Raw genomic sequence first — 13550 nt, forward strand, 5'->3', positions numbered from 1 at the left:
CCAGCTACAAGGTGCCGCGTCAGGTGGTCTTCATCGACGAGCTGCCCAAGACCAATGTCGGCAAGGTGCTCAGACGTGAACTGCGCGACTCGCCGCCGGAATCTGCCTGACCTTGCCTGTGTTTTCTCCTTGTTACAGCCTGAAACACGGGCCGTAATCACAGACGGTATACACAGCCCTGAATCATAGCCCTTGAAACACGAACGCCCCGCTCAATGAGCGGGGCGTTCGTGTTTCAAGGCAAGGCGCAGGCGAGAAGGTCTGCGCCTGGCGTCAGGCGTCCTTCTTGGGCTGGGTCGCGTTGTAGACCTCGAGGTCCAGCTCGTTCTCGGACTTGCCGACCAGGGTGGTGACCATCAGGTCGCCCGCGACATTCACGGTGGTACGCGCCATGTCGAGGATACGGTCGATACCGGCGATCACCGCGATGGCTTCCAGCGGCAGGCCGACCTGGCTCAGCACGATGGAGAGCATGATCAGGCCGGCGCCCGGCACACCGGCGGTACCGATGGAGGCCAGCGTACCGGTCAGCACGATCATGCCGTAATCCATCATCGACAGCTCGATGCCGGTCATCTGGGCGATGAACAGTGCCACCACGCCCTGATAGATGGCGGTGCCATCCATATTGATGGTCGCGCCGACCGGCAGCACGAAGCCGGAGACACCTTCCGAGACGCCGAGGTTCTTCTGGGCGCAGCGAATGGAGATCGGCAGGGTGCCGGAGCTGGAGGCCGAGGAGAAGGCCACGACCAGTGCATCGACGATACCGCGCAGATAGCGCACCGGGTTCAGCTTGCCCAGCGTCGCCAGCAGGCCGGAGTAGACCACCAGCACGTGCACGATGCTCGCCAGATAGGCTACGCCGATCACTTTGGCCAGCGGCAGCAGTACATCCAGGCCGTAGTTGCCGGAGACATGCGCCATCAGGCCGAAGACACCGAATGGCGCGAAGGCCATCACGAACTCGGTCAGCTTGTACATCACTTCGGCGAAGCTATCGAAGACGCGCACGACCGGCTCGCCCTTGTCGCCGATCATGATCAGCGAGATGCCGATCCCGATGGCGAAGACGATGATCTGCATGATGTTGCCATTGGCCAGCGCATCGATCGGGTTGCTCGGCACCAGGTCGACCAGAATCTGCACCAGCGAAGGTGCATCCTTGGTTTCCATCGCCTTGTCGAAGTTGAACTCGAAGCCGGCACCCGGCTGGAAGATGCTGGAGGCCAGCATGCCGATGGCGATCGCGAAGGCGGTCGTCAGCAGGTAGAGGGCGATGGTCTTGCCGCCGATGCGGCCCATCTTCTGCGGGTCACGCATCGAGGTGATACCGACCACCAGGGTGCTGAAGACCAGCGGCACGATTAGCATCTTGATCGCATTGATGAAGATATCGCCCAGCGGCTTGAACATGCTGGCGCTTTCTCCCATCAGGGCGCCAGCGAGTACCCCCAGGGCGAGGCCGCCCAGGATCTTCTGCCACAACGGCAAACGGCGCCACAGGTTAGGGCGGGAGGAATCACTCATGGAACTGTCCTTAGGTGTCTAGCGATGATCATCGCTGATGATGCTCAGGGCGCGCCCGAGTCTGTCGTCTCGATGCCTTGTCACGATTGCGCACTGCATTAAGCACTTTTTTGGTGCGGGAAGATTAACAGTCAGCCTGCACTCACCCTCTGCACCTTTAGTCGCAAAAAAAGCGTCCTTTCACGCGAATTCAGCTTTCCATGCCGGACGCGCATGCGCTCATGCCGCAAAAGGTTCCACCAAAGAAGTAGTTGTCAGGCAGGCATATCGTCTGTCTTTGCGTTACCTTGACGTTAACGTTAACTGTTAGGCCGCCAGAGCGACTTTCCACTAGTCTGATGGTAGGCACTGTTGTCATCGCCGAATCGACAGCTTCCGGTTCGACATTCATGAAGGTACTCCATTGCCTGCCTGGCCTCACGAGGGCTGGGTAATCCCTCAAACGCCTGATCGGTAAGAGAGGACGCTGAGCATGTCCGATACAACAACACGCGGACCCGTTTCCCCGGGGACCGCGCCGCCCGAAGGCTCACAGCCAGAGCTCGATGACCTGACCGCCATGCCGACGGCAGACCAGATCGCGCCGCAGGGGCCGACGGTGCTGCATCACCTGGCCTTCATGACCGGCGATGAGCTCTGCATCCCGATCTTCAAGCGCCTGCGTCAGGACGGCACCCTTTATCCCGACGATACGCCACAGGGGCAGGGAAATGTCTCTCAGGGAGACAAGTCGCAGGACGCTTCACCCATTCAGCGCGACCCCATCGAGCGTGACACGGCGCTCAAGATCTACCGGACGATGCTGTTCACCCGGGTGCTGGATGAGCGCATGCTGGCCGCCCAACGCCAGGGGCGCTTGAGCTTCTACATGCAATGCACCGGCGAGGAAGCCACGGTGATCGGCAGTGCGGCGGCGCTTCAAGACGATGACATGATCATGGCGCAATACCGTGAGCAGGGGGCGCTGGCCTGGCGCGGCTTCAGCTGTGACGAATTCATGAACCAGATGTTCGGCAACGAGCGCGACTACGGCAAGGGCCGTCAGATGCCGATCCACTATGGATCGCGTGACCTGCACTACATGACCATCTCCTCGCCGTTGGCGACCCAGATTCCCCAGGCGACCGGCTATGCCTACGGCCAGAAGCTGGCGGGCAAGGGGCAGTGCACCATCACCATCTTCGGTGAAGGGGCCGCCTCTGAGGGCGATTTCCATGCCGCTCTCAACATGGCCTCGGTGCATCGGGTACCGTGCATTTTCCTGTGTCGCAACAATGGCTATGCCATTTCCACCCCGTCGTGCGAGCAATTCGCCGCCGATGGCATCGCGCCACGCGCCTTCGGCTATCACATGCAGAGCATCCGGGTGGATGGCAATGACGTGATCGCCGTCTACGAAGCCACTCTGGCGGCGCGCAAGATCGCGGTCGAGACGAATCAGCCGGTATTGATCGAGGCGATGACCTACCGTCTGGCGGCGCATTCCTCGTCGGATGACCCCTCCGGGTATCGCAGCAAGAAGGAGGAGGCCATCTGGCGTGACAAGGACCCCATCCTGCGCATGCGCAACTGGCTGGAGGCGCAAGGCTGGTGGAGCGAGGAGGAGGAAAAGGCCACTGGCGATCAACTGCGTCGCGAAGTGCTTGAGTCCATGAAGCGCGCCGAGAAACTGGCGCCACCGGCGCTGGACACCCTGATCAGCGATGTCTACGACACGCCGACGCCGTTGCTCACACAGCAGCTGGAAGACGTGAAACAGCATATTCGCAAGTACCCGCATGCCTATCCAAAGGGCGCTGCCAGCATGGGGTTCACTGCGCAGGAGCTGGAAGACAGTCGCAAGGCGTATCAGGCACGTCAGCAGCGCATGAAGAGCCATCAGCCTGTGGATGGAGGCCAGACATCATGAGTGAGCAGATGAGTGAACAGCCGTTGGAGAAAACGCCAGTGACAGACTCAGCTACAAGCGACTCAGCTGCGGCGTATTCAGCGGCGAAAGAAGCGTCTGCGGCGACAGGCAGCAAGGACGCAGCAGACTCGGCCTCGGGCAAGAAACAGATGAACATGCTGCAGGCGATCAACAATGCGCTGGATATCGCCATGGCCGCCAATCCCCGTGTGGTGCTGTTCGGGGAGGACGTCGGGGTATTCGGTGGCGTCTTCCGGGCCACCAGCCACCTGCAGGACAAATACGGTCGAGAGCGCTGCTTCAATACGCCACTCACCGAGCAGGGCATCATCGGATTCGCCAACGGGCTGGCGGCACAAGGCTCGACGCCGGTGGCCGAGATCCAGTTCGCTGACTACATCTTCCCCGCCTTTGACCAGATCGTGAACGAGGCGGCCAAGTTCCGCTATCGCTCCGGCGATCTGTTCGATGTCGGCGGCCTGACGATTCGCACGCCCTATGGTGGCGGCATCGCAGGCGGGCTCTATCACTCCCAGTCGCCCGAGGCCTATTTCGCGCATACCCCGGGCCTCAAGATCGTGATGCCACGCAATCCCCACCAGGCCAAGGGGCTTTTGCTGGCGGCGATTCGCGACCCCAACCCGGTGCTTTTCATGGAGCCAAAGCGGCTCTATCGCGCCTCGGTGGGCGAGGTACCAGAAGCCGATTACGAACTGCCATTGGGCGTGGCCGACGTCATTCGTGAAGGCCGCGATATCACGCTGCTCGGCTGGGGCGCTCAGATGGAGGTCATCGAGAAGGCCGCCGCGCTCGCCGAGCAGGATGGCATCGACTGCGAGATCATCGACCTGCGCAGCATTCTGCCCTGGGACATCGAGACGGTGTGTGACTCGGTGCTCAAGACGGGGCGTCTGGTAGTCAGTCATGAAGCGCCACTGACGGGAGGCTTTGCCAGCGAGATTGCCGCCACCGTGCAGGAGCGTTGCTTTTTGTATCTCGAGGCGCCGATCCGACGCGTCACTGGCCTTGATACGCCGTTCCCGCTGGTGCTCGAGAAGGAGCATCTGCCGGACGAGCTCAAGATCTACGAGGCCATCAAGCAAAGCTTGAATTACTGATGACAGGGAGTGATGCGCGCCATGAATGATTTCATCCTGCCCGATATCGGCGAAGGCATCGTCGAGTGCGAGCTGGTCAAGTGGTTGATACAGGAAGGCGACGTGATCGAGGAAGATCAGCCGGTGGCCGAGGTCATGACAGACAAGGCGTTGGTGGAAATCCCCGCGCCCCACGCCGGTACCGTGGTCAAGCTTTACTGTCAGGAAGGCGATATTGCCCGTGTCCATGCGCCGCTGTTTGCGGTGGATGATGGCAGTGATAGTGATATTGATAGTGATAGTGACAAGACCGGACACGGCGAGCGTGAGGATGACCACGCCGGCGATGTCATGACGGTTGCAGCGCCTGCTTGCTCGACGGCACAGACTCAGTCAGCTGCCAGCCAGGCTGCCAGCATTCAGTCGGATGTCGCGCTGTCAGGCAGTAATGGGGCAGCTACCTCACCGACAGCCGCGGCCCTTGAGCGACGCTCGCGTGATTTCATCCTGCCGGATATCGGTGAAGGCATCGTCGAATGTGAGGTGGTCACCTGGCACGTCGCGGAAGGCGACACGGTGGAAGAAGACCAGACGATCGTCGATGTGATGACCGACAAGGCACTGGTCGAGATCACCGCCTCGGAGCCCGGGCGTATCGTGCGCTTCCATTACGCCCAGGGCGAAAATGCCCGAGTGCATACGCCGCTGTATGCCTATGTGCCTGATGAGGAGGCAGAGGCTGAAAGCGCTGAGAGCACTGAGAGCGCTGATAGCGAAGTCACCGCGCCTGAACGCAAGCAGGAGCAGTCAGAGCGTCTGTCGGAGAACCGCCAGGAGGGCGACGACAAGAGCGACAACAAGAGTAAGCAAGACGGGCGTCACGAGGAGAGCCGGCCTCGCATACCCGCGGCCCCAGCCGTGCGCCGCCTATTGCGCGAACATCAGCTCGATATCCAGGCCATTGCAGGCTCGGGGCGTGACGGCCGGGTGCTGAAGGAAGATGTGCTGGCTTATCTCAAGCAATCCGAGGCTCACGAGACTGACGTGACACCTGATGACTCTCACAAGGTCGGCGCGGCCGCCGAGACCGACAAGGCAGATGCCGAAGCGTGTGCTGTGGCCAGTGACGTGGCCAGTCACGAGGTGCGATCGTCACGCCTTGAGTCCAAAGCGGTACCGCTCAAGGGCGTCGCGGCGGTAATGGCCAGGCGCATGGTGCAGGCCAGCACGCAGATCCCGCATTTCCATTACGGTGATGAGCTCGATATCACCGACCTGCTGGCGTTGCGGGCCCGTCTCAAGGTACGCGCCGAGCAGCAGGGCATTCGCCTGACCCTGATGCCGTTCATCATGAAGGCCATGGCGCTGGCGGTCATCGAGGAGCCGATTCTCAATGCGCGTCTCAGTGAGGATGAGAGTGAGATTCTCTATCAGGGCGCCTGCAACATCGGCATGGCGGTGGACAGTGCCAGCGGGCTGATGGTGCCGAACGTGAAAGGCGTCGAGCGTCTGAGCATTCTCGAGATCGCGCGTGAGGTCGGGCGGCTGACCGAGGCTGCGCGCAGCGGGCGCGTTGCCCAGGCAGACCTCAAGGGCGGCACCTTGTCGATCTCCAATATCGGTGCGCTGGGCGGCACCTACGCCGCGCCGATCATCAACCAGCCGGAGGTCGCCATCGTCGCGCTGGGGCGCACTCAGCGTCTACCGCGCTTCGATAGCGAGGGCAATGTCTGTGCGCGTGACATCATGACCATCACCTGGGCGGGGGATCATCGCATCATCGACGGCGGTACCATCGCGCGCTTCAGCAATCTGTGGAAGCACTATCTCGAGCACCCTGACGAAATGCTGCTGTCGCTGTCATGAGGCGCTGTCTGATCCAGGGTCCGGCTAGAGAGCATCCTGCATGAGTGATGCGCGCGCCCACGAGCGCCTGCAACAGTTCTATATCCCGGAAGAGCAGTCGATCTATCTGCTCTCGCATCATGATGCCAAGAAGCTCAAGGACTGGGTGGCGCTGTGCATCGCTCAGCTCGAGGGGCTGGGCTACCGGGATATCCATCTGGTCGGCAAGGGCGCCTACGGTTTCGTATTCGCAGGCTGGCGCCTGGGCGAAGACCAGCGCACGCGTGAAGAACACGTCTTCAAGTTCACGCGGGTGACTCTGCCCCAGGCCCTGCAGGACCGCCTGGAGGAAGAGGCCTACATGCTTGACCAGGTCGCCCACCCGCTGATTCCGCGTCTGGTCAGCTATCAGCGGGTACGGCGGCAGTCGATTCTGGTCATGCAGCGTGCGCCGGGTATCAATCTCGAGGAATATTCGCTGCGTCACGGGCGAATGTCCCCGCGTCTGGTGGTCAAGATCGCCAGTCAGCTGGCCGACATTCTCAAGTCGCTGCGCGGGTCATCCACGGGAGCGGGCACGCCACCGGTTGTGCATGGTGACATCAAGCCGTCGAATCTGGTCTTCGATGTCGAGCGGGAACAGGTGGCATTGATCGACTGGGGCAGTTCGGTGTTCGCTCAGCTCGATGAGCATCAGCAGTTCATCACCACCAACGTGATGCAGTTGATGTCGGATAACCTGCAACAGACCAACGCGCGTCTGGGTGATGTCTATTTCATCGGCGAGGAGCAGCTCAATGGTGCTCTGTCCTCGCCGCGCTTCGATGAGCAGGGCGTGGCCGCCACACTCTATGCGCTGGCCTCAGGTCAGTCGTGTCGCTTCGGCGTACGCGCCATCCCGGCGGTGTCATTGGGGTTGCCCCGGGAATTCGCGCGTCTGCTCGATGGCATGCTGGCGGATGACCCGCAGCTGCGCATGCAGGCCGGCGACTACTTCCTGCGCGAGATGGGCAGGATCTCGCGGCTGGTGATGCCGGAATTGCCTCTCGAGCCGTCACAGTCTCTGCTGCCGGTCTGGGTGAGGCCGGCAACACGCGAGATCGACACGGTCGTCTATACCTCGCGCAAATCCTTCCTGCGTGAGGCCTTCGAGGCGGACGAGACCGGCGAACATGCCGGCAACGCGCTGGACGCCGTCAATGATGTCCAGCTGGATCGTTACTACAAGAACTTCATGCAAGGCATGGGCGGCACCGAAAAAGCCTTCCTGGCCGCGGTCAGTCGTCTGGGCAAATACCCGATCGTCGGCGGTCTGGCGATTCGCTGGGAGCCACAGGGCATCTTCGTGGATACTGCGCTGCACCTGCATGACCCTGCCATGAAGGCCGCCTTCGTCGTCGCGATCAACAACATGGTCGCTCTGGCGCGTGCCATCTATCGCCAGGGCGTGTTCAAGGCGTGTCTGTTCAATGCCCGCGATACCCTGCATCTGGAGCGCGAAGACCCGGAGGCTGCCTTCGTCTTCGCGCCGACGGCAGACGGGGAGGCCAGACCTCGCTTGAGCTATGAGGTCAGCGCGGTGCCGGAGCTTGAGGATGACTCGCGTGTGCACTCCTACTTCGAGGATGGCCCGGACCCTGAGGAACTGCTGGTGCTGCCCAAGGAGATATTGAAGGCATTGGAGTCACTCAATGCCATCCACCACACCGGCATGCTGATCTTCGAAGCCCTGCCACACCACCTCAAGATTCACAGTTACTACCGACTGCTGGACCCCTCGCGCGAGCAGGAATTCGCGCGTCTGCTGGCGGAGATTCTCGATGCCGTGCCGCTGATCTCCGGGCTAGGAATCTCCGGCTTCATGAAGATGCCCTACAAGAACACCAAGCATTTCGATCATATCGAGGCGCAACCGGAACGCTTCTACCCACGGGACCCGCGTGCGACGTAATAAGGAGTTTGCCTAGGATGGCAGTCGCATGGTGATTCCGATTTATATAACCGTGATTATCGAGATTCGTGTTAGTGTCACATCGCGTGATCATTGCTGATCTTGCTGAACTCAATAATCAGATCGATAAAAATCGATAACCTACAGGGAACGTACTCATGTCTCGACCTCTCGCCCGGAAATTTCGTCAAGCCTCAGGTGGTCTGGCTATTCTGGCGCTGCTGGCAGGATGTAGCGCGCATACGACGATCAGCAGCCCGTCAGAGACCGCGCGTATCAACTTGAAAGATGTCTCCAGAGATCAGTCTACCGTTCAAGAAACGCTACCCACCACCAGCTTCGGCAATTACGAGTTTGAAGTAGTGGATGACAACAAGATGCCCATGTATGGCATTCTGCCGCTGAAGTTCAATGGCGGTTATCTGGCGCTTGATATCCTGTTCTTCGCCCCCGCCGCATTCTTCAATCTGCGTGAAGTCCACCCTTACTATGAAATCGACCATGACGAGGGTGTCGTGCGTTATCGTGATGAGAAGGGCGGAGAATGGACGACCTATACACCTACCGTGGAAGAAGCTGAGCGTGCAAGCAAATACTTTGCCGCGCATCGTGATGATGTAATCTCGCAGTCCAGCACACAGCAGTAAGCGTGATGCCCGAAGTCGGTAAAGTCATCTGACTCATGGCCTTGATACGACAGCGCCGCACCAGAGGCTTTCTGGTGCGGCGCTGTCGCATGTGACAAGAGGTTGATGCGGCAAGATAGCAGACTCTCGCTGAAGGGTCAGTCCTTCATCTGTCGCGGGCGCGTCATGGCCTGCGGGGATAGCAGTGCCTCCAGGCGCGCTTCGTCCAGCAGGCCTTCCTCACGTACCAGTTCCAGCACGCTGCGACCGCTTACCAGGGCTTCCTTGGCGATGCGGGTGGCATTGTCATAGCCGATATACGGGTTGAGCGCGGTGATCAGGCCGATGGAGTTGTTGACCAGCTCGGCGCAGCGATCACGGTTGGCGGTGATGCCGATCACGCAGCGATTCTTGAGCATGGTCATGGCACGGCTCAGCTGGCGGATGGAGTCGAGCAGCTTATAGGCGATCAGCGGCTCCATCACGTTGAGCTGCAGCTGGCCGGCTTCCGCCGCCATGGTCAGCGCGGTGTCGTTGCCGATGACATCGAAGGCGACCTGATTGACGGCTTCCGGAATCACCGGGTTGACCTTGCCCGGCATGATCGAGCTGCCCGGCTGCTGAGGCGGCAGGTTGATCTCGTTGAAGCCGGTGCGCGGGCCTGAGGACAGCAGGCGCAGGTCGTTGCAGATCTTGGACAGCTTGACCGCCAGGCGCTTGAGCATGCCGTGGAACAGCACGAAGGCACCCATGTCGCTGGTGGCCTCGACCAGATCCGACGCCGGGCGGAAGTCGATGCCGGAACGACGTGCCAGAGCCTCGATCGCCAGTGCGCTGTAGCGCGGGTCGGCATTGATGCCGGTGCCGATCGCGGTTCCGCCCAGATTGACCTCCTTGAGCAACTCATTGAGGTTGGCGATGCGATCGACGTCTTCGCGCAGAGTGTTGGCGAAGGCGCGGAATTCCTGGCCCAGCGTCATCGGCACCGCGTCCTGCAGCTGGGTGCGACCCATCTTGACCACGTCATCGAATTCCAGCGCCTTGCTGGCGAAGGCATTGGCCAGTTCGCTCAGCGCGTCCACCAGCACCGAGTGGCTGCGCAGCAGGCCGACACGGATGGCGGTGGGGTAGGCGTCGTTGGTGGACTGCGCCATGTTGACGTGATTGTTGGGGTGCAGCTGCTGGTAATCGCCTTTCTCGTAGCCGAGGAATTCCAGGCCCAGATTGGCGATCACTTCGTTGGCATTCATGTTGGTCGAGGTGCCGGCGCCGCCCTGGATCATGTCGACCACGAATTGATCATGATGGTCGCCATTCATCAGACGCGCACAGGCGTGCTGGATGGCATCGTGTTCGCGTGTCTCGAGATAGCCCAGCGCATGGTTGGCTTCGGCGGCGGCCGCCTTGACCAGCGCGAGCCCTTCGACGAGACGCGGGAAGTGCGACAGCGGCACGCCGGAGAGGTGGAAGTTGTTCAGCGCTCGCTGGGTTTGCACACCGTAGTAGGCGTCAGCCGGCACCGGCTCGCGCCCGAGGAGATCCTTTTCAAGTCGGAAGCCGTTGGCCAGTGCCTCACGCTCGGCATGGCTCAAGTCGGCCGGCGTGGAAGTTGCCGGGGTGGCATTGGCGGCGATGGGGGTTTCCGAGAGATGGTTCACTTGGGCGGAACTCCTGGCTGAAGTACACTGTGGCGCTTGAATGGCGGCTAGGTGGACAAGGGTAACCAGCGCAGCCCCTCGGCGGCCAATGCCATTCAACGCTGCCGTATACGTCAAACGCATAAGACGAAGGTGGTGGTGCGCCGCGACGCACCATTCTCTATGACAAGACCCTGCATGACCGGCCAGGCAAGCCTCGCTTGGGCATGTTCGACATTTTTGGGAGTTCGGGTGAACCTGGAAACTAAGTGGTTGGAAGATTTCGTTGCGCTGTCCAATACCCGCAGCTTCTCCACCTCGGCTCGCCTGCGACACGTTACCCAGCCTGCGTTCAGTCGCCGCATCCGTGCGCTTGAACAGGCCGTGGGCACTACGCTGGTCGACCGCTCGACGACCCCGGTCAGCCTGACGCCGGAGGGCCAGCTGTTCCTGGTCACCGCGCGCAACCTGACAGAGCAGCTGTCAGAGTGTCTCGCCCACCTGCGCGGGCTGGGCATGGCCAACGAGACCCTGGATATCGCGGCCGCGCATTCGCTGGCGCTGGCCTTCTTCCCCAAGTGGATCTCGCGTCTCCAGCAGGGCCTGGGGGAGTTGCCGACACGCCTGTCCGCGATGAATGTCGGCGACGCCATTCACTCGCTGCGCGAAGGCAACTGCGACTTGATGCTCGCCTATTACGACCCTTACGCCAGCATGCAGCTGGACGCCGAGGCCTTTCCGTCCTTCTCGGTCGCCAAGGTCAACATGCTGCCGGTGTGCGTGCCGCTGGAGAATGGCGAGCCACGCTTCCCGCTGACCGGGCAGAGCGAGACCAGCCAGGATGCGATTCCCTTGCTGTCCTATACCCAGGGGGCATTTCTGGGCCGCAGCGTAAAGATGCTTCTCAAGAATGATCCGCTGCGCCTGCGCCTGCGCACCGTCTATGAAATGGCGATGGCCGAGGGCCTCAAGGGCATGGCCTTGCAGGGCGTCGGCATGGCGTGGATTCCGGATTTCTGCATTCGCGATGAGCTGGAAAGCGGCAAGCTGGTGCGCGCGGGCAACGAGGCGTGGGATATTCCACTGGAGATTCGTCTCTATCGTTGCTCTCTTGTCCACAAGCCCGGCATCGACAAGTTGTGGAAGCAGCTGATGAATCTGCCGCGAGATTTCCTCGAAGCCTGAGCCTGAGTGTTGCAGGCAAAGTCAAAGGCGAAGACAAAGACAAACGAAAGCCAGGTGTCTTGTGACGAAAACGGCAGCCCCGCGGGGCTGCCGTTTTCGTTGTGCTGATGCAGGGAAGTGTGCGCGCCTGCATAGGCTGTTTCGAGTAGTCAGAAGCTGCTTTGGCCTGCATGCAGGCCGAGGAAGTTCTGAATGATGAAGAAGTGGTCCTCGAAGAGGGTGTCGGGCTCCAGATCCGCCAGTGCGACCCAACGTGCCTGCTCCTCGTTCTCGCCGCCGCCGCTTCTGAGCTTGGGAAGCTGCTGCTCCGGGCGCAGGGCGAAGTAGAAGGCCTCTGCCAGGGTGCGTCCGCGCCAGCTGCGATGTGGCGCGTCAAACAGACGCTGTCCGCGCAGAGAGCCACGCAGGACTGGTTCCGGCACCTTGAGGCGCACACGCTCCTTGAGCTCACGCAAGCAGGCATCCAGCAGGCGCTCCTGGGGTTGCACGAAGCCGCCAGGCAGAGCGTAAAGCCCCTTTCCGGGTGTCGCGCGACGTGTGGTGAGCAGCACATGGCCGGACTGCACCACCACGGCGTTGACCGTGATGAACAGTGGCGGGTAGGGCGCATCGCTCCAGGCGGCGCGATATTGCTCCAGCAGGCGACGCTCCTCGACCAGCCCTTGCCACGCGGTCTCATCCAGGAAGCCATGCAGGTGCTGAGCCACCGGCGGTGGCAGCAGCTCCAGTCCCTCGTTGTCCAGCCAATCCTCGGCGCGGGCGCGCTCGGTGAAGATGACCTCACGAATACGGCTGGCCTCCATCCCCTCGCGCAGTGGCACCGCCACTGACTCCCACTGCGGGAAGAGGCTCAGGTAGTAGCTTGACTGGCTGTTGCTGTCACGACGATTGGCACCGATCAGCGCGATTCTCGGCATCCGGTTGGCCTGCGGGCGCGCGATATCGCGTACCTTGCGCTGCACATCACGCACCCAGACATCGTCGTTGTAGAGGGCGTCCAGCAACGGCACGATTTCCAGGCGCGCATTGTCGGCATCGTCAAAGCAACTGCGGATCATGCGCGTGCGTTCAGAGAAGGTGAACGGGTTGCGCAGTGAACGTGCCTGCCAGGCAGAACCGACCAGCACGATGACCTGCCGCGCGAGGCGCAGGGCCTCTTCCATCACGGCAACATGGCCATGGTGCATGGGCTGGAAGCGACCGATGAAGACCAGGCAGTCGTACTGGGTGTCGGCGATCGCGGGAGAATCCTGAGTGCGAAGCGTTGCAGCGGGCAACGTTGTCGTCGAAGGCATGATGAGCTCCGTGGCAGGCAGGATGGGGCGGCGTATGAGGCGCTTGCCCAGTGAGATTTTGCTAGCGTATCAGATTATGTGTATGCGCCGAACGGCTCGCCATTCACTCTCGTCTGGTAAGGGGTAGTCAAAAGTTTATCCCGTTATCTTGATGAAAGAATCTCCATAACCTAGCAACTTCCCGGTATTCGGGGCGTGGGAAGGCCGTTGCGGTAAAGGAGAGACGCCAAAGAGGAGAAGAGGGAAGGAGGAAGGAGGAAGGAGGAAGGAGGAAGGAGGAAGGAAAGGGAAAAGTGAACAAGCGCGAATGCACAAACCGAGACAACGCCCGCCGGCAATGACGCTGGCGGACGTTGTCTCGGTTTGTGGCAAGACCGATGGCAGGCCCAGGCGGGCCTGCCGGGCGCCGGATCAGGACGTCTTGGCGGTCAGCACGTCGGTGATCCACTCGACGACCTTGTCGCCCTGGGCATTG

10 protein-coding genes and 1 pseudogene are annotated in these 13550 nt (G+C 61.1%); 7 read left to right on the plus strand and 4 right to left on the minus strand.

The features are described 5' to 3' along the window. Nucleotides 1-273: 273 nt before the first annotated feature. Both AC4FAH_RS09585 and AC4FAH_RS09590 read right to left on the minus strand, forming a co-directional pair. A complete protein-coding gene (locus AC4FAH_RS09585) occupies nucleotides 274-1530 on the minus strand; it encodes a dicarboxylate/amino acid:cation symporter (protein WP_054556697.1) in 1257 nt (418 codons plus the stop codon). Nucleotides 1531-1720: 190 nt separating this feature from the next. After that, a complete protein-coding gene (locus AC4FAH_RS09590; protein ID WP_286989189.1) occupies nucleotides 1721-1921 on the minus strand; it encodes a hypothetical protein in 201 nt (66 codons plus the stop codon). 168 nt (nucleotides 1922-2089) lie between these two features. On the opposite strand from AC4FAH_RS09590, the gene AC4FAH_RS09595 reads away from it, so the two are divergent. The 6 genes and pseudogenes from AC4FAH_RS09595 to AC4FAH_RS09620 all read left to right on the plus strand — a co-directional run bounded on the left by AC4FAH_RS09595 (nucleotide 2090) and on the right by AC4FAH_RS09620 (nucleotide 8979). Next, nucleotides 2090-3439, plus strand: a complete 1350-nt coding sequence (locus tag AC4FAH_RS09595; RefSeq protein WP_463079690.1) for a thiamine pyrophosphate-dependent dehydrogenase E1 component subunit alpha — start codon at nucleotides 2090-2092, stop codon at nucleotides 3437-3439. Between the two features lie 149 nt (nucleotides 3440-3588). Then, a complete protein-coding gene (locus AC4FAH_RS09600; protein ID WP_043333588.1) occupies nucleotides 3589-4557 on the plus strand; it encodes an alpha-ketoacid dehydrogenase subunit beta in 969 nt (322 codons plus the stop codon). A gap of 21 nt (nucleotides 4558-4578) precedes the next feature. Then, nucleotides 4579-4737 (plus strand): annotated as a pseudogene (locus AC4FAH_RS09605) (biotin/lipoyl-containing protein); the annotation flags it as partial. A gap of 303 nt (nucleotides 4738-5040) precedes the next feature. Continuing rightward, complete coding sequence (locus AC4FAH_RS09610) at nucleotides 5041-6402, plus strand: 2-oxo acid dehydrogenase subunit E2 (RefSeq protein ID WP_490245952.1); 1362 nt, start codon at nucleotides 5041-5043, stop codon at nucleotides 6400-6402. Nucleotides 6403-6442: 40 nt separating this feature from the next. Further along, on the plus strand, nucleotides 6443-8332 hold the full coding sequence (locus AC4FAH_RS09615) for a protein kinase domain-containing protein (protein ID WP_339927147.1): 1890 nt from the start codon (nucleotides 6443-6445) through the stop codon (nucleotides 8330-8332). Nucleotides 8333-8490: 158 nt separating this feature from the next. Further along, nucleotides 8491-8979 (plus strand): hypothetical protein, encoded by a 489-nt coding sequence (locus AC4FAH_RS09620; protein WP_287021007.1) that lies wholly within the window; start codon nucleotides 8491-8493, stop codon nucleotides 8977-8979. A 137-nt stretch (nucleotides 8980-9116) separates the two neighbouring features. Here AC4FAH_RS09620 and AC4FAH_RS09625 read toward each other — a convergent pair whose 3' ends face one another. Then, the gene (locus AC4FAH_RS09625) at nucleotides 9117-10526 is read right to left on the minus strand and encodes an aspartate ammonia-lyase (RefSeq protein ID WP_235507031.1); all 1410 of its coding nucleotides are present in this window, start codon (nucleotides 10524-10526) and stop codon (nucleotides 9117-9119) included. Between the two features lie 321 nt (nucleotides 10527-10847). Between AC4FAH_RS09625 and AC4FAH_RS09630 the strand changes: the two genes are divergently transcribed. Next, nucleotides 10848-11780 carry a LysR substrate-binding domain-containing protein gene (locus tag AC4FAH_RS09630; protein ID WP_054556694.1) on the plus strand — a complete coding sequence of 311 codons (933 nt, stop codon included), beginning with the start codon at nucleotides 10848-10850 and terminating at the stop codon, nucleotides 11778-11780. Between the two features lie 149 nt (nucleotides 11781-11929). Here AC4FAH_RS09630 and AC4FAH_RS09635 read toward each other — a convergent pair whose 3' ends face one another. Next, on the minus strand, nucleotides 11930-13075 hold the full coding sequence (locus AC4FAH_RS09635) for a bifunctional nicotinamide-nucleotide adenylyltransferase/Nudix hydroxylase (protein WP_288988500.1): 1146 nt from the start codon (nucleotides 13073-13075) through the stop codon (nucleotides 11930-11932). Nucleotides 13076-13550: the final 475 nt, after the last annotated feature.

It is taken from the genome of Cobetia sp., assembly GCF_983723665.1.

Bases quoted from the DNA above. Each gene is read 5' to 3' on its own strand.
- AC4FAH_RS09585 (WP_054556697.1), bottom strand. From the start codon at position 1,530: ATGAGTGATTCCTCCCGCCCTAACCTGTGGCGCCGTTTGCCGTTGTGG.
- AC4FAH_RS09590 (WP_286989189.1), bottom strand. From the start codon at position 1,921: ATGAATGTCGAACCGGAAGCTGTCGATTCGGCGATGACAACAGTGCCT.
- AC4FAH_RS09595 (WP_463079690.1), top strand. From the start codon at position 2,090: ATGCCGACGGCAGACCAGATCGCGCCGCAGGGGCCGACGGTGCTGCAT.
- AC4FAH_RS09600 (WP_043333588.1), top strand. From the start codon at position 3,589: ATGAACATGCTGCAGGCGATCAACAATGCGCTGGATATCGCCATGGCC.
- AC4FAH_RS09615 (WP_339927147.1), top strand. From the start codon at position 6,443: ATGAGTGATGCGCGCGCCCACGAGCGCCTGCAACAGTTCTATATCCCG.
- AC4FAH_RS09620 (WP_287021007.1), top strand. From the start codon at position 8,491: ATGTCTCGACCTCTCGCCCGGAAATTTCGTCAAGCCTCAGGTGGTCTG.
- AC4FAH_RS09635 (WP_288988500.1), bottom strand. From the start codon at position 13,075: ATGCCTTCGACGACAACGTTGCCCGCTGCAACGCTTCGCACTCAGGAT.